General features: G+C 66.0%; 21 protein-coding genes. 17 read left to right on the top strand and 4 right to left on the bottom strand.

The features are described from left to right. Positions 1-4: 4 nt before the first annotated feature. From xylB to AC13C7_RS18725, 4 genes are read left to right on the top strand one after another with little or no spacing between them, the layout of a single operon-like run. Complete coding sequence (gene xylB / locus AC13C7_RS18710; RefSeq protein WP_482868352.1) at positions 5-1,456, top strand: xylulokinase; 1,452 nt, start codon at positions 5-7, stop codon at positions 1,454-1,456. Further along, complete coding sequence (gene xylA, locus AC13C7_RS18715; protein WP_482868353.1) at positions 1,453-2,763, top strand: xylose isomerase; 1,311 nt, start codon at positions 1,453-1,455, stop codon at positions 2,761-2,763. Before xylB ends, xylA begins: the two co-directional genes overlap by 4 nt. 18 nt (positions 2,764-2,781) lie before the next feature. Next, a complete protein-coding gene (locus AC13C7_RS18720) occupies positions 2,782-3,798 on the top strand; it encodes an aldose epimerase family protein (protein ID WP_482868354.1) in 1,017 nt (338 codons plus the stop codon). Next, on the top strand, positions 3,786-5,069 hold the full coding sequence (locus tag AC13C7_RS18725) for a cytochrome-c peroxidase (RefSeq protein WP_482868355.1): 1,284 nt from the start codon (positions 3,786-3,788) through the stop codon (positions 5,067-5,069). The genes AC13C7_RS18720 and AC13C7_RS18725 overlap by 13 nt, the downstream gene beginning before the upstream one ends. Positions 5,070-5,144: 75 nt before the next feature. Here AC13C7_RS18725 and AC13C7_RS18730 read toward each other — a convergent pair whose 3' ends face one another. Continuing rightward, positions 5,145-6,638 carry a CRTAC1 family protein gene (locus AC13C7_RS18730; protein ID WP_482868356.1) on the bottom strand — a complete coding sequence of 498 codons (1,494 nt, stop codon included), beginning with the start codon at positions 6,636-6,638 and terminating at the stop codon, positions 5,145-5,147. After that, complete coding sequence (locus tag AC13C7_RS18735; RefSeq protein ID WP_482868357.1) at positions 6,628-7,842, bottom strand: ROK family transcriptional regulator; 1,215 nt, start codon at positions 7,840-7,842, stop codon at positions 6,628-6,630. Before AC13C7_RS18735 ends, AC13C7_RS18730 begins: the two co-directional genes overlap by 11 nt. 154 nt (positions 7,843-7,996) lie before the next feature. Between AC13C7_RS18735 and xylF the strand changes: the two genes are divergently transcribed. From xylF to AC13C7_RS18750, 3 genes are all read left to right on the top strand, one after another. After that, entirely contained in the window at positions 7,997-9,028 is a 1,032-nt protein-coding gene (gene xylF, locus AC13C7_RS18740; protein WP_172319995.1) for a D-xylose ABC transporter substrate-binding protein, read from the top strand. A gap of 72 nt (positions 9,029-9,100) precedes the next feature. Further along, positions 9,101-10,399 carry a sugar ABC transporter permease gene (locus AC13C7_RS18745; protein ID WP_482868358.1) on the top strand — a complete coding sequence of 433 codons (1,299 nt, stop codon included), beginning with the start codon at positions 9,101-9,103 and terminating at the stop codon, positions 10,397-10,399. Position 10,400: 1 nt separating this feature from the next. Continuing rightward, positions 10,401-11,150, top strand: a complete 750-nt coding sequence (locus tag AC13C7_RS18750) for an ATP-binding cassette domain-containing protein (protein ID WP_172319993.1) — start codon at positions 10,401-10,403, stop codon at positions 11,148-11,150. A gap of 56 nt (positions 11,151-11,206) precedes the next feature. On the opposite strand, the gene AC13C7_RS18755 is transcribed toward AC13C7_RS18750, so the two are convergent. Then, positions 11,207-12,262: an ABC transporter ATP-binding protein gene (locus tag AC13C7_RS18755; protein WP_482868359.1), complete on the bottom strand. Its 1,056-nt coding sequence runs from the start codon at positions 12,260-12,262 to the stop codon at positions 11,207-11,209. Positions 12,263-12,287: 25 nt separating this feature from the next. Then, positions 12,288-13,067, bottom strand: coding sequence for an IclR family transcriptional regulator (locus AC13C7_RS18760; RefSeq protein WP_446120951.1), 780 nt, complete (start codon positions 13,065-13,067; stop codon positions 12,288-12,290). Positions 13,068-13,182: 115 nt separating this feature from the next. On the opposite strand from AC13C7_RS18760, the gene AC13C7_RS18765 reads away from it, so the two are divergent. The 10 genes from AC13C7_RS18765 to AC13C7_RS18810 all read left to right on the top strand — a co-directional run bounded on the left by AC13C7_RS18765 (position 13,183) and on the right by AC13C7_RS18810 (position 24,635). Further along, positions 13,183-14,439: an ABC transporter substrate-binding protein gene (locus tag AC13C7_RS18765; protein ID WP_172319990.1), complete on the top strand. Its 1,257-nt coding sequence runs from the start codon at positions 13,183-13,185 to the stop codon at positions 14,437-14,439. 111 nt (positions 14,440-14,550) lie between these two features. Continuing rightward, positions 14,551-15,474, top strand: a complete 924-nt coding sequence (locus AC13C7_RS18770) for a carbohydrate ABC transporter permease (RefSeq protein ID WP_172319989.1) — start codon at positions 14,551-14,553, stop codon at positions 15,472-15,474. A gap of 13 nt (positions 15,475-15,487) precedes the next feature. Next, complete coding sequence (locus AC13C7_RS18775; protein WP_172319988.1) at positions 15,488-16,336, top strand: carbohydrate ABC transporter permease; 849 nt, start codon at positions 15,488-15,490, stop codon at positions 16,334-16,336. Further along, positions 16,333-17,676: an alpha-galactosidase gene (melA, locus tag AC13C7_RS18780; protein WP_482868360.1), complete on the top strand. Its 1,344-nt coding sequence runs from the start codon at positions 16,333-16,335 to the stop codon at positions 17,674-17,676. Before AC13C7_RS18775 ends, melA begins: the two co-directional genes overlap by 4 nt. 45 nt (positions 17,677-17,721) lie before the next feature. Beyond that, a complete protein-coding gene (locus AC13C7_RS18785; protein ID WP_482868361.1) occupies positions 17,722-19,434 on the top strand; it encodes an IlvD/Edd family dehydratase in 1,713 nt (570 codons plus the stop codon). A 168-nt stretch (positions 19,435-19,602) separates the two neighbouring features. After that, complete coding sequence (locus AC13C7_RS18790; RefSeq protein WP_172319985.1) at positions 19,603-20,370, top strand: SDR family NAD(P)-dependent oxidoreductase; 768 nt, start codon at positions 19,603-19,605, stop codon at positions 20,368-20,370. A 5-nt stretch (positions 20,371-20,375) separates the two neighbouring features. Next, positions 20,376-21,281 carry a 2-dehydro-3-deoxygalactonokinase gene (locus AC13C7_RS18795; RefSeq protein ID WP_482868452.1) on the top strand — a complete coding sequence of 302 codons (906 nt, stop codon included), beginning with the start codon at positions 20,376-20,378 and terminating at the stop codon, positions 21,279-21,281. Next, positions 21,278-21,883, top strand: a complete 606-nt coding sequence (locus AC13C7_RS18800) for a 2-dehydro-3-deoxy-6-phosphogalactonate aldolase (RefSeq protein WP_482868362.1) — start codon at positions 21,278-21,280, stop codon at positions 21,881-21,883. The genes AC13C7_RS18795 and AC13C7_RS18800 overlap by 4 nt, the downstream gene beginning before the upstream one ends. After that, positions 21,880-22,719 carry an SMP-30/gluconolactonase/LRE family protein gene (locus tag AC13C7_RS18805; RefSeq protein ID WP_172319982.1) on the top strand — a complete coding sequence of 280 codons (840 nt, stop codon included), beginning with the start codon at positions 21,880-21,882 and terminating at the stop codon, positions 22,717-22,719. Before AC13C7_RS18800 ends, AC13C7_RS18805 begins: the two co-directional genes overlap by 4 nt. Beyond that, on the top strand, positions 22,716-24,635 hold the full coding sequence (locus tag AC13C7_RS18810; protein WP_482868363.1) for a beta-galactosidase: 1,920 nt from the start codon (positions 22,716-22,718) through the stop codon (positions 24,633-24,635). Before AC13C7_RS18805 ends, AC13C7_RS18810 begins: the two co-directional genes overlap by 4 nt. Positions 24,636-24,641 lie beyond the last annotated feature (6 nt).

The following is a 24,641-nucleotide window of genomic DNA, read 5'->3' on the forward strand; positions in this document are numbered from 1 at the left end:
ACGCATGTATCTGGGTCTTGATCTCGGCACGTCCGGCCTGCGCGCCCTCCTGGTCGATGAGAACGGCGCGCCCGTCGCCTCGGCCGAGGCCCCGTGCACCGCGCAGCATCCCCATCCGGGCTGGAGCGAGCAGGATCCGACCGAGTGGATCACCGCCTGCGAAAGCGCGATGGCCCGCCTGCGCGCCGAGGTGCCGGAGGCGCTGGCCGCGCTCAAGGGGATCGGCCTCTCCGGTCAGATGCACGGCGCGACGCTGCTGGACAAGTCTGATCGTGTGCTGCGCCCCTGTATCTTGTGGAACGACACCCGCGCGGCGGCGGAGGCGGCGGCGCTGGACGGCGCACCGGATGTCCGCGCGCTGTCCGGCAATATCGTCTTTCCCGGCTTCACCGCGCCCAAGCTGCTCTGGGTCGAGGCCCATGAGCCCGAGATCTTCGCGCAGGTCGCCAAGGTTCTGCTGCCCAAGGACTACCTGCGCCTCTGGCTGACCGGCGCGCACGTCTCGGACATGTCGGATGCCGCCGGAACCTCGTGGCTGGATGTCGGCGCGCGGGATTGGTCCGACAGGCTGCTCTCGGCCTCGCATATGCGCCGCGATCAGATGCCCCGGCTGGTCGAGGGCAGCGAAACCAGCGGCAGGCTGCGGGCAGAGCTTGCCTCCGATTGGGGCGTCACCGGCCCGGTCGAGGTCGCGGGCGGCGGCGGCGACAACGCGGCGGCGGCCTGCGGTGTCGGGTGCCTGAAGGAAGGCGACGGCTTTGTCTCGCTCGGCACCTCGGGCGTGCTGCTGGCGGCGAAGGACAGCTTTGCCCCCGCGCCGGAAACCGCCGTTCACAGCTTTTGCCACGCCATCCCCGGCACCTGGTACCAGATGGGCGTGATCCTGGCCGCGACCGATTGCCTGAACTGGCTGGCGGGCACGCTCGGCGATACCCCCAAGGCGCTGGCGGGTACCATGCCCGACACCCCCACCGGCCCCGCCCCGGTCCTGTTCCTGCCCTACCTCTCGGGCGAGCGTACGCCGCATAACGACGCCGCCATGCGCGGCGCGTTCCTCGGCCTCGACATCGGCCATGATCGCCGGACCCTGACCCAGGCGGTGATGGAAGGCGTCGGCTTTGCCCTGCGCGACAGTCTTGAGGCGCTGAAATCCACCGGCACCGACCTCAGCGCCGTGCTTGCGATCGGCGGCGGCACCGGCTCGCGTTTCTGGCTGGAAAGCCTGGCCACTATTCTCGACCTGCCGCTGAAACTGCCCGCACAGGGTGAGTTCGGCGCAGCCCTCGGCGCGGCGCGGCTGGCGATGGCGGCAACCGGCCATTCCGTCACCGACATCATGGGGGCCCCGCAAGTGGCCACCACCATCGACCCGCGCGCCGACCTGACCCCGGCCTATGCCGAGGCTTATGCAAAATACCGCGCGCTCTATCCCAGTTTGAAGGCAGTTCTGACATGACCACAGGTTTCTTCGGCGACATCACCGACATCCCCTTTGAAGGCGCGGACAGCCGCAATCCACTGGCCTTCCGCCATTACAACCCCGACGAGATGCTGGCCGGCAAGCGCATGGAGGATCACCTGCGTTTCGCCACCTGCTACTGGCACAACTTCACTTGGCCGGGGAATGACCCCTTTGGCGGCCAGACGTTTCAGCGCCCCTGGTTCAAGGACGGCATGGAGGCCGCGAAGCTGAAGGCAGACGTCGCCTTCGAGATGTTCACCTTGCTGAAATCGCCCTATTTCTGCTTCCACGACGCCGATGTGCGGCCCGAAGACGCAGGCTTTGCCGAGAACACGCGCAACCTTGAGGAAATCACCGATTACTTCGCGGCCAAGATGGAGGCGACCGGGATCAAGCTCCTCTGGGGCACCGCCAACCTCTTCTCGCACCGCCGTTTCATGTCGGGCGCGGCGACCAATCCCGACCCCGATGTGTTCGCCTTCTCGGCGGCCACGATCAAGACCTGCATGGATGCCACGCAACGTCTGGGGGGTGAAAACTACGTCCTGTGGGGTGGGCGCGAAGGCTATGAGACGCTGCTCAATACCGACCTGAAACAGGAGGATGCGCAGCTTGGCCGTATGCTGAACATGGTCGTGGATTACAAGCACAAGATCGGCTTCAAGGGCGCGATCCTGGTCGAGCCGAAACCGCAGGAGCCCACCAAGCACCAGTATGATTACGATGTCGCCACGGTCTACGGCTTCCTCAAGCGCCATGGGCTGGAGGGCGAGGTCAAGATGAACCTCGAACAGGGCCACGCGATCCTGGCGGGCCACAGCTTCGAGCATGAGATTGCGCTGGCGCAGGCGCTCGGCATCTTCGGCTCCATCGACATGAACCGCAACGATTACCAATCGGGCTGGGACACCGACCAGTTTCCCAACAACGTGCCCGAGGTGGCGCTGGCCTATTACCACATTCTGCAAGGCGGCGGCTTCTCGACCGGCGGCACCAATTTCGACGCCAAGCTGCGGCGGCAATCGCTGGATCCGGAGGATTTGCTGATGGCCCATATCGGCGGCATGGATGTCTGCGCGCGGGGGCTGAAGGCGGCGCAGGCGATGATCGAGGATGGCACGCTCGCCGATTTCGTGTCGGACCGTTATGCAGGTTGGCAAGGCGACGAGGCGCGTGCCATGCTGGACGGCAAGCGCGACCTTGACCAGATCGCCGTGCGGGTGGAGGCCGAGGGGATCAACCCCGAACCCCGCTCGGGCCGGCAGGAATACCTGGAAAATGTCGTGAACCGCTTCACGTGACGGCAAGGGGGGCCGCTTATGCAGATCAGGCGCATTGGCGGCCCGGACGATGCCCCGCTGATCGAGGCGGAGTTGCAGGATGGCGATGTGCGCCTGTCGCTGCTCAATCTCGGGGTGGTGACGCGCGGCTGGTGGGTGCCTTGCGGCGGGGCCTCGGTGCCCGTGATCCTGGGCTATGCCTCGCCGCGCGCCTACCTGACCGATGATTGCTATCTCGGGGCTATCGTCGGACGGGTCGCCAACCGCACTTCGGGCGGGCGGTTGCAGATCGACGATACCAGCCACCAACTGTCGCAGAACGAAGGCCAGACCCATGTGCATGGCGGGCTGCGCGGCCTCAGCAGGCGGCACTGGCAGGTCGAGGGCGACAGCGCCGCGAACGCGATCCGCTTCACCTACCGATCCCCCGATGGTGAGGAAGGCTATCCCGGCCTGGTCGATTTTGCCGTCACCGTCACCCTGCGCGGCACTTGCGTGCGTTATGACATGGCGGCCACGGCGGATCGTCTGACCCCCGTCAACCTGGCGCAGCACAACTATTACAACCTGATGGGCGGCGGCGAGGTCTGGTCGCATCACCTGACCTGCATCGCCGACCGCCGCACGCCCGTCGACGGGCGCGGCTTGCCGACCGGGGAAATCCTGCCGGTCGACGGCAGCCGCTACGATTTCCGCGACACCACCGCGCTTGGCGCAATGGACCCGACCCGCGAGGGGATGGATGTGAATGTGATCTTCCCCGAGGCGCGCGACCCGGATGCCCCCGTGGCACAACTCGGCGCGCCGAACGGATTGCGCCTGAAGATGTGGTCCGACCAGCCCGGCGCGCAGCTCTACACCGCCAAGCACCTGACCGCGCGCGCGGGCGGCTGGACCGACAAGAGCCTTTGGCCCTTCCACGGGCTTTGTATCGAACCGCAGGCCCCGCCCGATGCGCTGAACCAGCCCGGTTTCCCCTCGATCCTGATCGACCCCGACCGCCCCTATCGCCAATGCCTGCGGGTGGACATCGCGGAGGCGTCATGCGCTGGCTGATCCTCGCCCTTCTGCCACTGCCCGCGCTCGCGTTCGCGCAGCAGTTTCCGCCGGTCGACTGGATGACGACCGACCCGGCCCGCGTCGAACTGGGCCAGCTTCTCTTCTACGACCCGATCCTCTCCGGCAACAGGGAGGTCTCCTGCGCCACCTGTCACAACCCCGCGCAGGGCACATCCGATGGCCTCTCGCTCGGGCTTGGCGATGGCGGCATCGGCCTCGGGCCGGAGCGTCGGGCAGACCCCGCCAACCTTCCCGAACAGCGCATCCCGCGCAACGCGCCCGCCCTCTTCAACCTTGGTGCGGCGGAATTCAGCGTCATGTTCCATGATGGCCGGCTGGAGGCGGATCCCACCCGCCCCGGCGGCATCCGCACACCCCTGGGCGAGGATATGGTGGCGGGCTTCACCTCGGTCCTTGCCGCGCAGGCGATGTTCCCGGTGCTCTCGGGCGACGAGATGGCCGGGCATTATTCGGAGAACGAGATCGCTCAAGCCGTCCGCATGGGGTTCCTTTCGCAACCCGGCGGCGCCTGGGACCGGATCGCGGCCCGCGTCGCGGCAATCCCGGAATACCGCGCGCGGTTCGATGCGGTTCTGGGGCAGGGGGCAGAGATCCGCTTCACCGATATCGGCAATGTCATCGCCGAGTTCATCGCCCATGAATGGCGCGCCGATGACAGCCCCTTCGACCGCTACCTGGAAGGCGAGCCGCTGCCCGCCGCCGCCGAACGGGGACGGGCGCTCTTCTACGGGGACGCGGGGTGCAGCAGCTGCCATGCGGGCCGGTTCCAGACCGATCAGGATTTCCACGCCATCGCCATGGTGCAGATCGGCCCCGGCAAGGCGGCACGGTTCGAAAGCCATGCCCGCGACGAGGGCCGGATGCGGGTGACGGGCGATCCCGCCGACGCCTATGCCTTCCGCACGCCGAGCCTGCGCAACGTGACGCAAACCGCACCCTATGGCCATGCCGGGGCCTATGCGACGCTGGAGGGCGTGATCCGCCACCACCTCGACCCGGTCGCGGCGCTGATGGGGTATGACCGGAGCCAGGCGGTGCTGCCAGCGCTGGATGTCGCCGACTGGCGGGTGCTGGAGGATGAGGCCGAGATGGCGGCCATTGCGGCGGCGAACGAATTGGCCCCGATGGTGTTGAGCGATCCCGAGATTGCCGACCTCATCGCCTTCCTCGACGCCCTGACCGACCCGCGCGAGGACCGCCTTGGCGTGCCGGATGCGGTGCCGAGCGGTCTGCCGGTTGCGCGATGATCGTCGCTTCCAAGCGACGTGCACGCGATTTCGAAATCGCGTGGACACGGCCAGTCGACTGGCCGTCCCCCGCCCTCAGCCGTCGCGCGTGATTGTCATCCTCTGATCCGTTTCAACGCTCTGCCACGCGCCGGCCACGCCATCCGGCCAGATCACCCGGACCTCGACGGCTTCCGCATCGCCAAGCCCGAAATGCAGCGGCCCCGCGACACCTCCGGCATGGCCGCCGCCCACTGTCACCTCCTGCGTCCAGACCCGATCCCCGGCCCGAACCTCGACAAAGGCGCCCACGGCCAATCGATTGGCCGTGCCCTGCGCCAGGTCGATCTGCAACCATGCGCCGGTATCGTCGCTGACATTGCGATAAAGCTCCATCTCCGCGCGCCGGTTGACGACGACAAGGTCCAGCCGTCCGTCGCCATCCAGATCGGCCAGCGCCGCCCCCCGGCTGCGCGCCATGCTGGCCACCCCGGCCTGCAAGCCGACCTCGCGGAATACGCCATCCGCGCTGCCCATCAGCAGGTTGTTCGGGTCATCCATGGCGCTGCCCGGCATCTGCTCGACATTGCCCTTGGCGACGAACAGATCGTCCCAGCCGTCATTATCCACATCGCCGAACTGCGCGTGCCAACCGGTCGAGGGCCGCCCGTCGCCGCCCGTATAGGGCCGATGCGCCGTCGCGCCCCGCGCATAGGGCGCATCGACGTAAGCCGGTCCCTCGCCTGCCCGCAGCTGCAAGCGCTGGTCCCCCATCGAGGTCAGGTAGACCTCGGACAGCCCGTCGCCATCCAGGTCGCGGCTCGCTATTCCCATCCCCCAAAGCTGGTGGGTGTTCCAGCCATCCTCGGCCCCGTAGAGGCGCGGGTCGGTCGTCATCGCCCACATCTGCTCCTGCCCGCCGCGCACGTAGTAATGCCGGTCATTCGACACCCGCAGATCGGCGCGGCCCTGCCGCCCCCAATCGGTGAACAGCATCGAGAGGGCGCAGAACCCCGGCTCCAGCCGAATGGGCGCCCCGTAGCGGTCCCCTTCGGGCCGGTAGAGATAATTCGCATCGCAGGCCTCGAACGGCCCTTCCGGGTCGCTGCGATCCACGTAATTGCCGAAGGCCAGCGTCGGAAGGGTCTCGCCCGCCTCCCAGGTCGCGGAAAAGGCGGTGGTCCAGCGCGCGTCGCTGGTGAAACCCAGATCGAACGGCGCGAAGTCACAGCCGCCAAGCCCACGCATCAGGCGGTTCTCGCCCACGCGCAGCACCGCCAGGTCCAGCACGCCATCACTGTCGATATCCAGCGGATAGGCCCCGATCACGCCGGTCAGGGCCAGCGCCTCGGGCGTCTCAGCGGTGAACTGCATCCCGCCCTGGTTCAGCATCAGTTGCGCCGGGTTCTCGCCGCCCGCCGCGAAAAGCTCGGGCAGCCCGTCGCCGGAACAATCGAAGGCAGCGACACCGCCGCCGACAAAATGCTCCCACCCGCCGCCATAGATGTGTTCCGGCAGCGTGCGCGGCTCGAAGACCGGATCGGCCAGGGCCACCCCGGGCAGAAGGATCAGGACCATGCTAAGTTTCATTCGTGGCAAGCCCCTTTATGGTCAGCGCCGAGACCCCCTCCATCGCGTAGGCCGCCGCCCCCTTGGCCCACATCAGATCGCCCCATTCATGGATGCGGATCTCGGGCAGGGGGGCATCGACCTGCACCACCGAGGCGCGCACGCGGGCCAGCACCGCCTCGGAATAGAGGAAGTCATAGGCCATCTGTTCGCCCGACAGGATCACCAGCTTGGGGTCGAAGATGTTGATCACATTGGCCAGCCCCATGGCGAACATGCGGCCCGCCCGGTCCAGGATGCTCTGCGCCATCGCATCGCCGCGCCGCGCGCGGGCATAGAGCCGCGAGAGGTCTTCCTCGGGCGCGGCACCCGACCGGATATTGGCCTCGCGCAGCAGGGCGTAATCGCCGACATAGGCCTCCAGGCAGCCACGCTGGCCGCAGCGGCAGAGCGCGCCGTCAAGCTGCACCTTGGTGTGGCCGAACTCCGCCCCGCAGCCGCGTTCGCCGCGATAGATGCGGTTGTCGATCACGATGCCCATGCCGACGCCCATCTCGATGGTGATGACGATGAAATCCGAGGTGTTGCGCCCCTCGCCGAACAGCTGCTCGGCCTTGGCGACAAGGTTGGCGTCATTGTCGATGAAGAAGGGGCAGGGCAGGGCCTCGGACAGCATCCGGCCCAGATGGACGTTGCGCGCGTCCAGGTTGGGTGACCAATGCACGAAATTGTTGCGCGCGTCGATCAGGCCCGAAAGGCCCACGCCCGCGCCCGATATTTCCGTCCGGCTGCGCCCGGCAAGTTTGCAGGCCCCGTCCAGCGCCGCCTCGACCAGGCCCACCATCTCCGCGGGCGACATCACGGGATGCGGCAGGGGCTGATCGTATTCGGCGACCGTCTGCCCCTCGAAATCCACCAGGATCACCGTGACCGCGCGATCGGCGATCTTGAGGCCGGCCAGCAGATGCGCCGCGCCCCTGATCTTCAGCGCCACGCGCGGACGGCCCCGTTTCGCGCCCTCGCGGTCTTCCGGCACGATCTCCTCGATCAGGCCCGCGGCCAGCAATTCCGAGGTGATCGCGGTGACCGTCGCGGGGCTGACGCTGGTTTGCCGCGCGATGTCGATGCGTGCGATGCGGCCCGCCGCCCGGATCGTGTCAAAGACCTGCTGGCGCCCGACCTCGCGTTGTTCCATCCCGTGCGTTGCGCGTGCGGCTCCGGCCATGGCGCCCTCCCTCGGAAGATAATTCACCAAAAAAAATAAATCGGCAAGCCTGCTGGCGTTATTTAATTTGATCTTCAAAAAAATTGCTGCTAGCGTAACATCACGTCGAGGAACCCCGGGGAGGGGATTCCCGCACTGTACCAGGGAGGAATAGATGAAATTTCTGCAAAGATTCGCCGCGACTCTGATCGCGGTCATGTTCGCCACCACGGCGTTCGCACAGGGCATCACGGTCGGCGTCAGCTGGTCCAATTTCCAGGAGGAGCGTTGGGCCACCGACGAGGCCGCCATCGTCGCCGCACTGGAAGAGGCCGGGGCCACCTATATCTCGGCCGATGCGCAATCCTCGTCCGCCAAGCAATTGTCGGACATTGAAAGCCTGATCGCCCAGGGTGTCGATGCGCTGATCATCCTGGCGCAGGACGCGCAGGCCATCGGCCCCGCCGTTCAGGCCGCCGCCGATGAGGGCATTCCGGTCATCGCCTATGACCGCCTGATCGAAGACCCCCGCGCCTTCTACCTGACCTTCGACAACGTGGAAGTGGGCCGGATGCAGGCCCGCGCGGTGCTGGAAGCAGCGCCCACCGGCCGCTACGTCATGATCAAGGGCTCGCCCACCGACCCGAACGCGGATTTCCTGCGCGGCGGTCAGCAGGAAGTGCTGCAGGAGGCGATTGACGCCGGCGAGATCGAGATCGTGGGCGAATCCTATACCGATGGCTGGCTGCCCGCCAACGCGCAGCGCAACATGGAGCAGATTCTGACCGCGACCGACAATGGCGTCGATGCGGTTGTCGCTTCCAATGACGGCACCGCCGGTGGCGTTGTCGCGGCGCTGACCGCGCAGGGCATGGACGGCATCCCGGTCTCGGGCCAGGACGGCGACCATGCCGCGCTGAACCGTGTCGCTTTGGGTACCCAGACCGTATCGGTCTGGAAAGACGCCCGTGACCTTGGCCGCAACGCCGCCGAGATCGCCGTCGCGCTGGCAGGCGGCACCGCGATGGAAGACATCGAGGGCGCGCAGGAATGGACCAGCCCCAGTGGCACCACCATGAACGCGATGTTCCTGGCCCCGGTCCCGATTACCCGCGACAACCTCGCCGTCGTGGTCGATGCCGGCTGGATCGAGCTCGAGGCGCTTTGCCAGGGCGTCACCGACGGCCCCGCGCCCTGCGACATGTAACCTGACACCGATGCGCCCCCGGTCCCTTCGCGGGGGCGCATCACCCACATGCTGACAGCCAGGAGTCCGGACATGACCGACGCCCCGTCTCAGCCGCTTCCCTCACACGCCCGCAGATCCCTGTTCCAGCAACTGGAACTGGATACCCGTCTGCTTGGCATGGTCGGCGCCTTCATCCTTCTGTCCATCGGGTTCAATATCATGACCGATGGCAGGTTCCTGACCTCGCGCAACATCTTCAACCTGACGATCCAGACGGTTTCGGTGGCCATCATGGCCTGCGGCATGGTCTTCGTGATCGTCACCCGCCATATCGACCTGTCCGTCGGCGCATTGCTGGCCACAAGCTCGGCCATCATGGCGATGACCCAGACCGAGATCCTGCCGGATCTGTTGGGCCTTGGCCTGAACCATCCCCTGACCGCGCCCGTCACCATCGTGGTGGGCATCGTGGCGGGCACCCTGATCGGGGCGTTTCACGGCTGGCTCATTGGCTACCTGGCCATTCCGGCCTTCATCGTCACGCTTGGCGGCCTGCTGGTCTGGCGCAATGTCGGCTGGTTCCTGACGCGGGGCCAGACCATCGGCCCGCTTGACGACAATTTCCTGGTCTTCGGCGGCATCAACGGCACGCTCGGGCCGACCTGGTCTTGGGTTCTGGGCGGCATCGCCGCCGCCGGTGCCATCTGGGGGATCTGGAGCGCACGGCGCAACAAGGCCGCGCATGACTTCCCCGTCAAACCGGTCTGGGCCGAGGTGACGCTGTCGGCGATTTCCGCCGGGGCCATCCTGGGCTTCATCTGGGTGCTGAACTCCTACCAGGTGCCCATCGGCCGGTTGCGCCGCAACTTCGAGGCGCGCGGCGAGGAAATGCCCGAAGGCTTTACCACCGGCTACGGCCTGCCGGTCTCGGTCTTGCTGCTGATCGTCATCGCCATCGGCATGACCATCATCGCGCGCCGCACCCGGCTTGGCCGCTACATCTTCGCCACTGGCGGCAACCCCGACGCGGCGGAACTGTCGGGCATCAACACGCGGATGCTGACGGTCAAGATCTTCGCCATGATGGGCGCGCTTACCGCCATCTCGGCGGTCGTGGCCTCGGCCCGCCTGGGCAACCACACCAACGATATCGGCACGCTGGACGAATTGCGCGTGATCGCGGCAGCGGTGATCGGCGGCACCGCCTTGGCGGGTGGCATCGGCACCATCCACGGCGCGATCCTGGGCGCGCTGATCATGCAATCCTTGCAATCGGGCATGGCCATGGTCGGCGTCGATGCGCCCTATCAGAACATCGTGGTGGGCTCGGTGCTGGTCCTGGCCGTGTGGATCGACATCGTCTATCGCAAACGCACGGGGGATACCTGAGATGACCACGCCTCTTGTCGAAATGCGCAACATGTCGATCTCGTTCGGCGGCATCAAGGCGGTCGATAACGTCACCGTCGATCTCTATCCCGGTGAGGTCGTGGGCCTCCTGGGCCACAATGGCGCCGGGAAATCGACCCTGATCAAGATGCTGTCGGGGGCCTACGCGCCCGACGCGGGAGAGATCTTCATCAATGGCGAGAAAGCCACGATCACTAATCCGCGCGACGCGCGCCGCTACAATATCGAGACGATCTACCAGACGCTGGCGCTGGCCGACAATCTCGACGCGGCCTCGAACCTCTTCCTGGGGCGCGAACTGGTGACGCCGCTCGGCCTCGTCAACGATGCCGCGATGGAATCCGAGACGCGCAAGATCATGGCCCGCCTCAATCCCAACTTCCAGAAGTTCAACGCGCCGGTCTCGGCGCTCTCGGGCGGGCAGCGCCAATCCGTCGCCATCGCCCGCGCGGTCTATTTCAACGCGCGTATCCTGATCATGGACGAGCCGACGGCGGCGCTCGGGCCGCATGAGACGCAGATGGTGGCCGAGTTGATCCAGCAGTTGAAGGCCGACGGGATCGGCATTTTCCTCATCGACCATGACGTGCACCAGGTGCTGGACCTCTGCGACCGGGCCAGCGTGATGAAGAACGGTGAATTGGTGGGAACGGTCAACACCGCCGACGTGACCGATGATGACCTGCTCAGCATGATCATCCTGGGCAAGAACCCCAAGCAAGCCGCGTGAGGCGGGGCTCGGGGGTCGAGTATTTTTGCCAAGAAGATGGGGGCAGGGGGCGCGGCCTATCGCAGCCGCGCGCCCGATTCCGCGTCGAAGAAGAGGGCGTTTTCAGGGTCCACGGTCAGCCCGACCATCGCGCCTGATTTCGGCGCGCTCTGGTCATGCGCCTCGACCGTCACCCGGCTGCCATCGCCTGCGATCAGGTAGTGATAGGCCACGCCGCCCAGTTGTTCCGAGATATCCACCTTGTGCGTGTCGCCCTCGGCCAGGCGCAATTGCTGCGGGCGCACGCCGACGGTGACCGGCCCGGTCGCGGGGGCCGAGAGGGGCGGCGGCAGGGTCATGTCGCCTAGCCCCGGCACCTGCACGCCACCGCCGCCCGCCACGGCGGGAAAGAAATTCATCGCCGGGCTGCCGATGAAGCCCGCGACGAACTGGTTGTCGGGGTCGTTATAGAGGTCGAGCGGGCGGCCCACCTGCTCGATTCGCCCCGCGCGCAGCACCACGATCTTGTCGGCCAGCGTCATCGCCTCGACCTGGTCATGCGTGACATAGATCATCGTCGCGCCGATCTCGTTGTGCAGTCGCGCGATCTCGACCCGCATCTCGACGCGCAGCTCGGCATCGAGATTGGACAGCGGCTCGTCGAATAGGAACACGTCCGGCCCGCGCACGATGGCCCGCCCGATGGCCACCCGCTGCCGCTGCCCGCCCGACAGCGCCTTGGGCTTGCGGGTCAGGTAGTCGTCCAGCTTCAGCACGCGGGACGCTTCGGCCACCTTGGCCGCGATCTCGTCCTTGGGGTGGCGGTTCATCTTCAGGCCAAAGCCCATGTTCTCGGCCACCGTCATATGGGGGTAGAGCGCGTAGGTCTGGAACACCATCGCCACGCCACGTTCGGCCGGGTCCATATGGGTCACGTCGCGCGGGCCGATCTCGATTGTGCCGCCCGTGGTCTCCTCCAGCCCTGCCACCATGCGCAGCAGCGTGGACTTGCCGCAGCCCGACGGCCCGACGAAAACGCAGAACTCGCCATCCTCGATTCCCAGGTCGATGCCGTGGATCACCTGAGTCTCGCCGTATTTCTTGATGACGTTGGAAAGGGTCACGCCGGTCATTCAGTTTCCTCCCAAGGAAATATCGTCAGGTTACGGTGGGGAATTGCCAGTTTGTGGCCTCGTCCCCGATCTGTCTTGCGGTGGCCAGCAGGTCGGCGCGGAAGGCGCGGATGCTGTCCAGGGTTTGGCGGTTGGTCGAGGCCGCGATGGAGAGCGCCCCGATGGTGCGCCCGCCCTGCGTCACGATCGGCGCGGCGATCGAGATAATCCCGGCCTCATGCTCCTCGCGGTCGAAGGCAACGCCCTCGGCCCGGATCGCCTCAAGCTCCTCCAGCAGGGTGCCGGTTTCGGTATGCGTGTTCGGCGTGTAGGCAAGGAAGGCCTGCTGCTCCAGCGCCCGGTCGCGGCGTTCTGGCGTCATGTTGGCCAGGATCGCCTTGCCGACGCCGGTGCAGAAGGCGGGCGCGACGACACCGGTCTGCGCCATGGTCTCGAACCGGTCGGCGGCCTTCAGCTTGTCGACGAAGATCACCTGGCCCGCATCCATCTGCGCCAGGTGGATGTTCTCGCCCACCTTCAGCGACAGCGCCTCGACGAAGGGCCGCGCGACGGTGGCCAGTGACGCCTGTTTCCACGCCGAATGTGCCAGCTTTACCAGCCGCAGGCCAAGCGTGTAGGTGCCGGTCTCGGGGTCGTGGGAGAGCATGCCTTGGTTGGTCAGCGTCTGCACGAATCGGTAGAGCGAGGCCTTGGGATGGGTGCTGCGCGCCAGCAGCTCGGCGAAGCGCACGGGGCGGCCGAAATTCGCCACCTCGTCCAGCACGCTCAGCGCCTTGCCCACAGTGCCATCGGCCTGCTTGTTCATCGCGCCCTCCCCGGCGACCGTCAAAGAATCTGTTGACAAGACTACGCACATCCGGGTTATGATTTCAACTATAGAAACTAAGTTTCAAATAATGGAACCACATAGGGAGGAAACCATGCGATCCATTTTGAAAACCCCGCTGGCTGTGCTGGCGGCAACGACAATGCTTGGCGGTGCCGCCGCCGCGCAGGAATTGTCGGGCACCCTGCGCATCGCGTCGGACATGTCGAACCCGGCCCCGCGCGCCGTGATCGAGGGTCTGGTCGCCGATTTCGGGGAAATGCACCCCGATCTCGAGATCGAGTTGACCGTGGTGGACCGCGAGGCCTGGAAAACCCAGATCCGCAACTCGCTCAGCGCCGATCCCCCCGATGTGATCAACTGGTATGCCGCCAACCGCATGACGCCCTACGTCGAGGCGGGCCTGTTCATGGACATCTCCGACTGGTGGGAGGCCGGTGACTACGAGGGGCTGGAATCTGTGCGCGGCGCGATGACGCTCAACGATGCGCAATGGGGCATCCCCTATACCTACTACCAGTGGGGCATCTACTACCGCGAAGACATCTTCAACGAGCTTGGCCTGGAAGAGCCCGCGACCTTCGAGGAAGAGATCGCCAATTGCCAGGTCATCGTAGACAGCGGGCGCGCCTGCTATGCCATCGGCTCGCGCTTCCTGTGGACCGCAGGCGGCTGGTTCGACTACCTCAACATGCGTACCAACGGGTTCGATTTCCACATGGCCCTGGCCCGTGGCGAGGTCGAATGGACGGATGAGCGCGTGCGCGAGACCTTCGCCAACTGGCGCCGCCTGATCGACATGGGCGCCTATGTCGAGGATCACCAGAACTACTCCTGGCAGGAGGCGCTGCCCTTCGTCGTGAACGGCGAGGCGACGGCCTACCTGATCGGCAACTTCGCCGTGCCGCACCTGCGTGAGGCCGGGCTTGGCGATGACCAGATCGACTTTTACCAGTTCCCGGTGATCACCGAAGGGCTGCCGATGGGCGAAGACGCCCCCACCGACACGTTCCATGTCGCCGCCGGCGCGCAGAACGTGGAAGCGGCGCGCGCCTTCCTGGCCTATGTCGCCTCGCCCGAAGTGCAGACCGAGATCAACGGCCCCGACGCGCTTGGGCAGCTGCCCGTCAACGCCAACTCGGAAGTTGCCGATGACGAGTTCCTGCAACAGGGCTTCACCATGCTCAGCCAGAACGCGGAAGGCGGCATCGCGCAGTTCTTCGACCGCGATTTCCCGGCCGAGATGGCCGCGATCGGCATGGAAGGTCTGCAGGAGTTCATGGTCTTCCCGGACAACCTCGACGACATCCTGGGTCGTCTGGAAGCCGCGCGGCAGCGGATCTACGAATAATCACATTTCGCGCGCGCCCCGTCACCCAGGGGCGCGCGTATCTCACAACCTATCCGCAAGGCCCTGCCCAGGGGCTTTCCGAATGCGTTGCCCAGGGGAGGGGATACCGACATGGCCACCGCCGCGTCACAGCAGACATGGATGCAGCGCAACAAGATGATCGTCACGCCGATCCTCTTCCTGTTGCCGGGGCTGCTGTTCTTTTCCGTCTACGTCATCATTCCGATTTTCCAGAGCTTCCAGATCTCGGCCTATGAATGGAACGGGTTGGGCGATCTCAGCGAACGGGGCGAGTTCGTGGGCCTGCAGAATTACCGCGAGCTGATGAGCGACCGCGCCTTCGAGGTCTCGCTGTGGAACAACGTCAAGTGGCTGGCGCTCTACCTGCTGGCCATTCCCGGCGGCCTCTTCATCGCGCTCTTCCTCAACCAGACCGTCACCGGCATCCGCCTCTACAAGTCGCTCTTCTTTTTCCCCTTCGTGATCAGCCAGGTCGTCGTGGGCCTGGTCTTCACCTGGTTCTACCTGCCGCGCGGGGGCCTGCTGAACACGATCCTGGGCGGCCTGGGGTTCGACACACTGAACATCCTGGGCGATCCGACGCTGGCCACCTATGGCATCATCGCCGCCGGTCTCTGGCCGCAGACGGCCTATTGCATGATCCTCTACCTCACGGGCCTCAACGCCGTGGACCCCGAACAGGTCGAGGCGGCGCGGCTGGACGGCGCCAAGGGCTGGCGGATGCTGTGGCATGTGGTGCTGCCGCAACTGCGCCCGGCGACCTTCATCGCCTTTGTCGTCACCATCATCGGCGCGCTGCGCAGCTTCGACCTGATTTCCGTGATGACCAATGGCGGCCCCTTCGGTTCGACCCGCGTGCTCAGCTTCTACATGTTCGAACAGGCGCTCAGCGAATACGGGTTCCGCATGGGGTACGGCTCGGCCATCGCGGTGGTGCTGTTCCTTATCATGCTGATCTTCATCGCCTATTTCCTCTACTCCATGTGGCGTGACGAACGCCCCGCGCGCACCTGAGAGGGCCAAAGACATGTTCCCCACCCCGATCCAGAAACGCAGCGAGGCGGTGCGCGTCACCTACCAGGTCTTCCTGCCCATCGCGCTGATCCTGTGGCTCCTGCCGCTGATCGCCGTGGCGTCCTTCTCCATCCGGCCCCTGACCGATTTCACGCAAGGCAATTTCTGGGGCTGGCCGTCCTCGTTCAACCTGTTCACCAATTATGGCCGCGTGTTCTTTGAAAGCGACATGCCGCGCTACATGCTGAACTCGCTGATGATCACCATCCCCACGGTGGTCGGCGCGGTGGCGCTCTCGTGCATGACGGGCTTCGCGCTCGGCATCTACCGGTTCAAGGGCAACCTGCTGATCTTCTTCATGTTCATCGCGGGCAATTTCGTGCCCTTCCAGATCCTGATGGTGCCGGTGCGCGACCTGACCGTCAGCCTCAACCTCTACGACACCAAGCTGGGTCTCGTCCTCTTTCACATCGCGTTCCAGACCGGGTTCTGCACCCTCTTCATGCGCAACTTCATCAAGGCCCTGCCGGTCGAGCTGATCGAGGCCGCGCGGGTCGAAGGCGTCGCCGAATGGCGCATCTTCTGGTTTGTCGTCCTGCCGCTCATGCGCCCCGCCATCGCGGCGCTTGCCGTGCTGATCTTCACCTTCATCTGGAACGACTATTTCTGGGCCATCGTCCTGACCCAAGGCCCCGAGGCGCAGCCCGTCACCGCCGGCATCACCAGCTTCAACAGCCAGTTCGTGGCGCAATACCACCTGATGAGCGCCGGCTCCATCGTCGCCGCCATCCCGCCCGTGGCGATGTTCTTCGCCATGCAGAAACACTTCATCGCAGGTCTGACACTGGGGGCCGTAAAATGACCAAACTTGCCTTCATCGGCGCAGGATCGACGATTTTCATGAAGAACATCGTCGGCGACATGCTCCACTTCGACGCCCTGAAAGACGCGACCATCGCCCTGATGGATATCGAGGAAACCCGGCTGGCCGAATCCGAGGCCGTGGCGAAAAAGATGATCGCCACCATGGGCACCGGCGCGACGGTCGAGACCACCACCGACCAACGGCGCGCACTGGACGGGGCCGATTTCGTCGTCACCGCCTTCCAGATCGGCGGCTATGACCCCTGCACGATCACCGATTTCGACCTGCCGAAGCGCTATGGCCTGCGCCAGACCATCGCCGACACGCTCGGGGTGGGGGGCATCATGCGCGGCCTGCGCACGGTGCCGCATCTGTGGCGCGTGGCCGAGGATATGGCCGCCCTCTGCCCCGACGCGCTGCTCATGCAATACGTCAACCCGATGGCGATCAACACCTGGGCGCTGGCCGAACGCTACCCGCAGATCAAACAGGTCGGCCTCTGCCATTCGGTGCAGAACACCGTGCAGGAACTGGCCCATGACCTCGACATGGATCAGGCCGATTTCCGCTACAAGGTCGCGGGCGTGAACCATGTCGCCTTCTTCCTCAAGCTGGAGGATGCGCGCGGCAACAGCCTCTATCCGCGCCTTTCCGACGGCTACCGCGCGGGCCGCCTGCCCAAACCGCCCCTCCTGATGCCGCGCTGCCCCAACACGCTGCGCTACGAGGTGATGGAACACCTGGGCTATTTCTGCACCGAAAGCTCCGAGCATCTCGCCGAATATGTGCCGTGGTTCATCAAGGAAGGCCGCGACGACCTGATCGACCAGTTCGGCATCCCGCTCGATGAATACCCCAAGCGCTGCGTCGAACAGCAGGCCGCGTGGAAGGAACAGGCGAAAGCCCTGCAATCGGCCAGCGAGATCGCGGTGCCCAAAAGCCATGAGTTTGCCGCCGAGATCATGAACGCGATCACCACCGACACGGCCTATGTGGCCTATGGCAACCTGCCCAATACCGGCCAGATCCCGCAACTGCCCCTGGGCGCTGCGGTCGAAACCCCCTGCCTCGTCGATGCGGGTGGCGTGCAGCCAAGCGTCGTGACGGACATCCCGCCGCAGCTTGTCGCGCTGATGCGCAGCCAGATCAACGTGCAGGAATTGACCGTCCGCGCGCTGATCGACCAGAACCCCGACCACATAACCCATGCCGCGATGATGGACCCGCATACGGCGGCCGAGCTTGACCTGCGCCAGATCCGCGCCCTGATCGACGATCTGCGCGCGGCCCATGGGCATTGGCTGCCCGATTGGGCGCAGCTCAGACAGGCCGCCTGACATCATCTTCTTGGTAAAAATACTCCCGCCGGAGGCGTTCCAACAGTGACCAAAAAACCCCGCAGAAGCCAGGCCTGGTACGGCAAATCCGACAAGGACGGCTTCATCCATCGTTCCTGGATGAAGAACCAGGGCTTTCCCGATCACGCCTTCGACGGGCGCCCCGTCATCGGCATTTGCAATACCTGGTCGGAACTGACGCCGTGCAATTCCGGCCTGCGCGAGCTTGCCGAGGGCGTCAAGCGCGGCGTCTGGGAGGCCGGTGGTTTCCCCGTCGAATTCCCCGTCATGTCCCTGGGCGAGACCCAGATGAAACCCACCGCGATGCTGTTTCGCAACCTGCTGGCGATGGATGTCGAGGAATCGATCCGCGCCTATGGCATCGACGGCGTCGTGCTGCTTGGCGGCTGCGACAAGACCACGCCGGGTCAGTTGATGGGGGCGGCCTCCGTCGATCTGCCCGCCATCGTGGTCAGCTCCGGCCCGATGCTGAACGGCAAGTGGCAGGGGAAGGATATCGGCTCGGGCACGGATGTGTGGAAGTTTTCCGAGGCCGTGCGCGCGGGCGACATGACGCTCAGGGATTTCATGGCCGCCGAATCCGGCATGAGCCGCTCCAAGGGTGTCTGCATGACCATGGGCACCGCCTCCACCATGGCGAGCCTCGTCGAGGCGATGGGCCTGTGCCTGCCCACCAACGCCGCCCTGCCCGCCGTCGATGCCCGCCGCATGGCGCTGGCCCATCTGACCGGCAAGCGTATCGTGGAAATGGTGGATGAAGACCTCAAACCCTCCGACATCCTGACCCGCGCCGCATTTGAAAACGCGATCCTCGCCAATGCCGCCGTCGGTGGCTCGACCAATGCCGTGGTGCATCTTCTGGCGCTGGCGGGCCGGGTCGGGGTCGATCTGACCCTCAAGGATTTCGAGATCGGCGGCGACATTCCCCTCCTGGTCAACTGCATGCCCTCGGGCAGATACCTGATGGAGGATTTCTGCTACGCGGGCGGCATGCCCGTGGTGCTCAAGGAGCTGGGCGACCTCCTCCGCGCCTCCCGGACCGTCCTCGGCGGTGACATCGCTTCCTATGCCGACGGTGCCGAATGCTGGAACCGCGACGTGATCCGCCCCTTCGGCGACCCTCTGAAACCTGCCGCCGGGTTGCGCGTGCTGCGCGGCAACCTCGCGCCCGACGGGGCCATCGTGAAGCCCTCCGCCGCCACCGAGGCGCTGCTGGAGCACGAGGCCGAAGCCTATGTCTTCGAGAGTATCGAGGATCTCAAGGCCAATATCGACCGCGATGACCTGCCCGTGACGCCGGACACGATCCTGGTCCTGAAAGGCTGCGGCCCAAAGGGCTATCCCGGCATGCCCGAGGTCGGCAACATGCCGATCCCGGCGCGGCTGGTGAAACAGGGCGTGCGCGACATGGTGCGCGTGTCGGACGCCCGCATGTCCGGCACCGCCTATGGCACCGTCATCTTGCATGTCGCGCCCGAGGCCAACGCGGGCGGACCCCTGGCGCTGGTGCAGACAGGCGACCGCATCCGCATCTCGGCCAAGACCGGCACGCTCGATCTGCTGGTCAGCGACGAGGAGCTAGCGACCCGCCGCGCCGCATGGGCCCCCGACCCGCCGCGCTATGACCGGGGCTATGCCAGGCTCTATGTCGATACCGTCTTGCAGGCCGACAGGGGGGCCGATCTGGACTTCCTCGTTGGCAAGGACACACGCCCCGTGACACGCGAAAGCCATTGACCTCGCCCCGCCCCTCTTCTTTGTTCCGAAAATATCCCGGGGGGTTTGGGGGGCTGGCCCCCCAACCGGTCGATGCGCCGAAGGCGCGGCGAAACAGGCTCATGTCTGCACAGGGGGTGCATCGGGGGGTGTACGCATGGTGCATGGCGACTTTCGAGGAGGAATGAGATGACCGACCCGACCTATCCAGACCTTGACGGGGCCTCCGTCTTCATCACCGGCGGCGGCTCCGGCATCGGGGCCGACCTGACCGAAGGCTTCCTGCGCCAAGGGGCGAAAGTGGCCTTCGTGCAGCGCTCGGATGCCTCTGAATTCGTTGAGGAAATGGAGAAGAAGACCGGCAACCGGCCGCTCTTCCTGCAATGCGACATCACCAATATCGACCTCTTGAAATCCTGCATGGACCAGGCCGCCAAGGCCCATGGCCCCATCACCGCGCTGGTGAACAACGCGGCGAATGACAAGCGCCATTCTGCGCAGGACGTCACCGAGGAGTTCTGGGATTGGATGCAAGCCATTAATCTCAAGGCATATTTCTTCGCCTGCCAGGCCGTCATGCCGGGCATGAAAGCGGCGGGCGGCGGCGCGATCATCAACTTTTCCTCGATCTCCTACATGATGGGCAACGCCGGCTACCCCGCCTACACCACGGCGAACGGGGCGATCACCGCGATGACCCGCAGCCTCGCCCGCGAATTCGGCCCCGACCGCATCCGCGTCAACGCGCTGGCGCCGGGGTGGGTTCTGACGCAGAAGCAAAAGGACCTCTGGGTCACGCCCGACGCGCTGGAGGCCCATGTCGCGCGGCAATGCCTCAAGGACACGCTGGAGCCCGCGGATATCGTCGGCGGCGTCTTGTTCCTGGCCTCGAACACGTCGAAAATGATGACAGGTCAAATGCTTGTCATAGATGGCGGCGTGGTCACGACAGGGTGAGCGACATGGACTCTCTCGACTGGATCGCGGTGGATTGGGGCACCTCGCATCTGCGCGCCTGGGCGATGGGGCCGGGCGGCGAGGTGCTGGACCGCGCGCAGTCCGGTGACGGCATGGGCGGGCTGGATCGTGACGGGTTCGAGCCCGCGCTGCTGCGGCTGATCGGGCCCTGGCTTGGCGATAGCCCCGTCACGGTTCTGGCCTGCGGTATGGTCGGTGCCCGTCAGGGCTGGTGTGAGGCCGCCTATCAACCGGTCCCCTGCAAGCCCGCCGAGACCGGCCTGACAGCCGCGCCCACCACCGATCCCCGCCTCAACGTCTTGATCCTGCCCGGACTTTCGCAAGCCGCCCCACCCGATGTGATGCGCGGCGAGGAGACCCAGATCCTCGGCGCGCTGACGGATGCGCCCGATTTCGACGGTGTCATCTGCCTGCCCGGCACCCACACCAAATGGGCCCATATCAGCGCCGGGGAGGTCGTCAGTTTCCAGACCGTGATGACCGGCGAGCTTTTCGCGCTGCTCTCGGACCAATCCGTCCTGCGCCATTCGGTCAAGGCCGATGCGCCCGATGCCGATGCTTTCGACGCCGCGCTTTCGGAAACCCTGTCGCGGCCCGAGAAACTGGCCCATGCGCTCTTTGGTATCCGCGCGGGCGACCTGTTGACCGACCAGGACGCGGCGCAGGCGCGCGGGCGCCTCTCCGGGCTTCTCATCGGGGCCGAGCTTGCCGCGACGCGCCCCTATTGGTTGGGCCGCGACATCCTGATCTGCGGCGCGCCCGCATTGTCGGCGCTCTACGCCCGCGCCCTCACCTCGCAAGGCGCGATGGCCAAAACGGTCGAGGGCGACGCCCTGACGCTGAACGGCCTGCGCCGCGCCTATCGCATCCTGAAGGAGGGACAAGCATGAGCCGCCCCCTGATTGCCATCCTGCGCGGGATCACACCCGCCGAGGCCAAACCCACCTGCGCCGCGCTGATCGCCGCTGGCATCACCCGGATCGAGGTGCCGCTGAACTCGCCCGACCCGTTCGAGAGCATCGCCGCAATGGCCAACGCGCATGGGGAAGAGGCGCTGATCGGGGCTGGCACGGTGTTGAGCGTGGAGGATGTGGCCCGCGTGGCGGAGGCGGGCGGCAAGCTCATCGTCTCGCCCAACATGGACCGTGACGTAATCGCCGAGACCAGGCGGCGGGGCCTGCAAAGCTGGCCCGGCGTGATGACCCCGACCGAGTGTTTCGCCGCCCTTCAGGCCGGGGCCGACGGCCTCAAGATCTTCCCTGCCAGCCTGATCGGGCCCGCTGGCGTCAAGGCAATGCGGGCTGTTCTGCCGAAGGATTGCGAGGTTTTCGCGGTCGGAGGCGCGGGGGCCGAGAACTTCGCCGACTGGTGGCGTGCAGGCGTCAGCGGCTTCGGCATCGGCACCGCGCTCTACACGCCCGGCCTGTCAGTGGATGAGGTCACGGCGCGCGCCAACACGATCGTCGCCGCCTTCGATGAGGCCGCCGGATGAAGGTAAACGTCTTCGACCCCCGCACATGCGACCTCGGCGAGGGGCCGCTCTGGCATCCGTCTCTCAACCGGCTCTACTGGTTTGACATCACCGGCAAACGGCTGCTGACGCAGGGCCGCGAATGGCAATTCGACCGCCACGTTTCCGCCGCCGGGTGGATTGATGACACGATGCTTCTGATCGCCACCGAACGCGACCTGATCCGCTTCGACCTTGAAACCGGCAGGCAGGAACAGATCGCGCCGCTGGAGGCCGACAACCCGGTAACGCGCTCCAACGATGGCCGCGCCGACCCCTGGGGCGGGTTCTGGATTGGCACCATGGGCAAACATGCGGAACCCGAGGCCGGTGCGATTTACCGCTATCATCGCGGCGAGACCCGCAGGCTTTTCGACAAGATCACCATCACCAACGCGATCTGTTTCAGCCCCGATGGCACCCACGCCCATTTCGCCGACACCGGGCGCGGCACCGTCTGGCGGCAGCGCTTGGGCGAACAGGGCTGGCCCGAGGGCGACCCTGAGATCTACCTGGAGCACGGCCCCGATGGCCCCAACCCCGACGGCGCGGTGATCGACGCGGGGGGCAATTTCTGGTGCGCCGAATGGGGCAGCGCCCGCGTCCGTTGCTACGGCCCCGATGGCACCCGACTGCGCGACGTGACCCTGCCCACCAGCCAACCCTCCTGTCCGGCCTTCGGCGGGTGTGACCTCTACATCACCACGGCGCGGCAGGGGATGGGCGCGGACCGCATGGCGCGGGAGCCGCTGGCAGGACAGGTCTTCGTCGCGCGCGACGTGGCCGAGGGGCAGAAAGAACACCGGGTGATCTTGTGAAACGCACGCTTGGGACTTGCTACTACCCCGAACATTGGCCCGAGGCGCAATGGGCCGAAGATGCCGCGCGCATGGCCGGGATCGGCCTGACCTGGGTGCGCATCGGCGAGTTCGCCTGGTCGCGGCTGGAACCCGCCCCCGGCGATCTGCGCTTCGACTGGCTGGACCGGGCGATCGACACGCTCGGCGCGGCAGGGTTGAAGGTCGTGCTCGGCACGCCGACCGCGACGCCGCCGCGCTGGATGCTGGCGCGTCACCCCGACATGCTGGCCATCGACGCGATGGGCCACCCGCGCAAGTTCGGATCGCGGCGACATTACTGCTTCAGCCATGATGGCTACCGCGAGGAGGCCGTGCGCATCGCCCGCCTGCTGGCCGAGCGATATGGGCGCAACCCCCATGTCGCGGCGTGGCAGACCGATAACGAATATGGCTGCCATGACACGGTGATCTCCTATTCCGATGCCGCCACCCGCGCCTTCCGCGACTGGTGCGCGCAACGTTACCAGTCGCCGGACGCGCTGAACCGGGCCTGGGGCAATGTGTTCTGGTCGATGGACTATGACAGTTTCGACGACATAGACCTGCCCAACCTGACCGTGACCGAACCCAACCCCGCCCATGCGCTGGCCTTCCGCCGCTTCTGCTCGGACCAGGTGGCGCGGTTCAACGCCGCCCAGGTCGCTGCCATCCGCGCCCATTCCGATGCGCCGATCAGCCATAACTACATGGGCCGGATCACCGAATTCGACCATTACGCGCTTGGCCGCCAGATGGAGATCGCGACCTGGGACAGCTATCCTCTGGGGTTTCTTGAGGACCGGCTGGAGGATGACGCCGAGCACAAACGCCGCTATGCGCGGCAGGGTGACCCGGACTTCCAGGCGTTTCATCACGATCTCTATCGGACGGTCGGACACGGGCGTTGGTGGGTGATGGAACAACAGCCTGGCCCGGTGAACTGGGCCCCGCACAACCCCGCGCCACTGCCCGGCATGGCCCGGTTCTGGGCGTGGGAGGCCTTTGCCCACGGTGCCGAATGCGTCGCCTGGTTCCGCTGGCGGCAGGCCCCCTTCGCGCAGGAGCAGATGCACGCCGGGATGCTGCGCCCCGACAGCGCCCCGGCCCCCGCCTTCCACGAGGCGGCAGAGGTCGCGTCGGAACTGGCCGATCTGCCGGAGGTCGAGGCAGGCCAGGCCCCCGTCGCGCTGGTCTTCGACTATGCCTCTGCCTGGTCCTGGGCGGTGCAGCCGCAGGGCAAGGGGCTGGACTACTTCCGGCTGGTCTTCGAGATCTACCGGGGCCTGCGCAAACTGGGCCAATCCATCGACATCGTGGCGCCGGATTGCGCGGATCTGGGCGGCTACAACCTCGTCCTGGTGCCGGGGCTGGAATACGTGCCGCCGCGCCTGTTCGACGCCATCACGGCCAGCGGCGCGCAGGCGATGTTCGGCCCCCGCACCAATTGCAAGACGGCAGAGATGTCCATCCCCGTCCCGCTGCCGCCCGCCATTCCCGGCCTCGACGTGACCGTTGCGCGGGTGGAAAGCCTGCGGCCCGACATGCCCATCCCCTCGGCGCATCTGGGCCACATCACCGGCTGGCGCGAAATCCTGGAAGGCTCTGCCCCTGTGCAGATGACCACCGCCCATGGAGAGGCCGTTATCATGGGCGAAAACGGCCGCTATTACCTCGGTGGCTGGCCCGACGCGGATTTCCTCGGCTGCATCCTGACCCGCCTGCTGACCGATGCGGGCCTTACCGCGCTGGAGATGCCCGAGGGCGTGCGGCGCAGGCAGGCGGGCGGGCGCGTGTTCCTGTTCAACCACGGCCCCGATCCGGTGGAGTTCCAGGGCCACCTGCTGCCCGCCGCGGGCGTTCACTGGTCGGGCGCAGGCGCGCGGCAGGGCAACTGAAGGCTC

The organism is Alterinioella sp. B-7 (genome assembly GCF_056857775.1).

What these genes read in the sequence shown, in the direction of transcription:
- xylB (WP_482868352.1), top strand. Translation starts at nt 5, where the DNA reads ATGTATCTGGGTCTTGATCTCGGCACGTCCGGCCTGCGCGCCCTCCTG.
- xylA (WP_482868353.1), top strand. Translation starts at nt 1,453, where the DNA reads ATGACCACAGGTTTCTTCGGCGACATCACCGACATCCCCTTTGAAGGC.
- AC13C7_RS18720 (WP_482868354.1), top strand. Translation starts at nt 2,782, where the DNA reads ATGCAGATCAGGCGCATTGGCGGCCCGGACGATGCCCCGCTGATCGAG.
- AC13C7_RS18725 (WP_482868355.1), top strand. Translation starts at nt 3,786, where the DNA reads ATGCGCTGGCTGATCCTCGCCCTTCTGCCACTGCCCGCGCTCGCGTTC.
- AC13C7_RS18730 (WP_482868356.1), bottom strand. Translation starts at nt 6,638, where the DNA reads ATGAAACTTAGCATGGTCCTGATCCTTCTGCCCGGGGTGGCCCTGGCC.
- AC13C7_RS18735 (WP_482868357.1), bottom strand. Translation starts at nt 7,842, where the DNA reads ATGGCCGGAGCCGCACGCGCAACGCACGGGATGGAACAACGCGAGGTC.
- xylF (WP_172319995.1), top strand. Translation starts at nt 7,997, where the DNA reads ATGAAATTTCTGCAAAGATTCGCCGCGACTCTGATCGCGGTCATGTTC.
- AC13C7_RS18745 (WP_482868358.1), top strand. Translation starts at nt 9,101, where the DNA reads ATGACCGACGCCCCGTCTCAGCCGCTTCCCTCACACGCCCGCAGATCC.
- AC13C7_RS18750 (WP_172319993.1), top strand. Translation starts at nt 10,401, where the DNA reads ATGACCACGCCTCTTGTCGAAATGCGCAACATGTCGATCTCGTTCGGC.
- AC13C7_RS18755 (WP_482868359.1), bottom strand. Translation starts at nt 12,262, where the DNA reads ATGACCGGCGTGACCCTTTCCAACGTCATCAAGAAATACGGCGAGACT.
- AC13C7_RS18760 (WP_446120951.1), bottom strand. Translation starts at nt 13,067, where the DNA reads ATGAACAAGCAGGCCGATGGCACTGTGGGCAAGGCGCTGAGCGTGCTG.
- AC13C7_RS18765 (WP_172319990.1), top strand. Translation starts at nt 13,183, where the DNA reads ATGCGATCCATTTTGAAAACCCCGCTGGCTGTGCTGGCGGCAACGACA.
- AC13C7_RS18770 (WP_172319989.1), top strand. Translation starts at nt 14,551, where the DNA reads ATGGCCACCGCCGCGTCACAGCAGACATGGATGCAGCGCAACAAGATG.
- AC13C7_RS18775 (WP_172319988.1), top strand. Translation starts at nt 15,488, where the DNA reads ATGTTCCCCACCCCGATCCAGAAACGCAGCGAGGCGGTGCGCGTCACC.
- melA (WP_482868360.1), top strand. Translation starts at nt 16,333, where the DNA reads ATGACCAAACTTGCCTTCATCGGCGCAGGATCGACGATTTTCATGAAG.
- AC13C7_RS18790 (WP_172319985.1), top strand. Translation starts at nt 19,603, where the DNA reads ATGACCGACCCGACCTATCCAGACCTTGACGGGGCCTCCGTCTTCATC.
- AC13C7_RS18795 (WP_482868452.1), top strand. Translation starts at nt 20,376, where the DNA reads ATGGACTCTCTCGACTGGATCGCGGTGGATTGGGGCACCTCGCATCTG.
- AC13C7_RS18800 (WP_482868362.1), top strand. Translation starts at nt 21,278, where the DNA reads ATGAGCCGCCCCCTGATTGCCATCCTGCGCGGGATCACACCCGCCGAG.
- AC13C7_RS18805 (WP_172319982.1), top strand. Translation starts at nt 21,880, where the DNA reads ATGAAGGTAAACGTCTTCGACCCCCGCACATGCGACCTCGGCGAGGGG.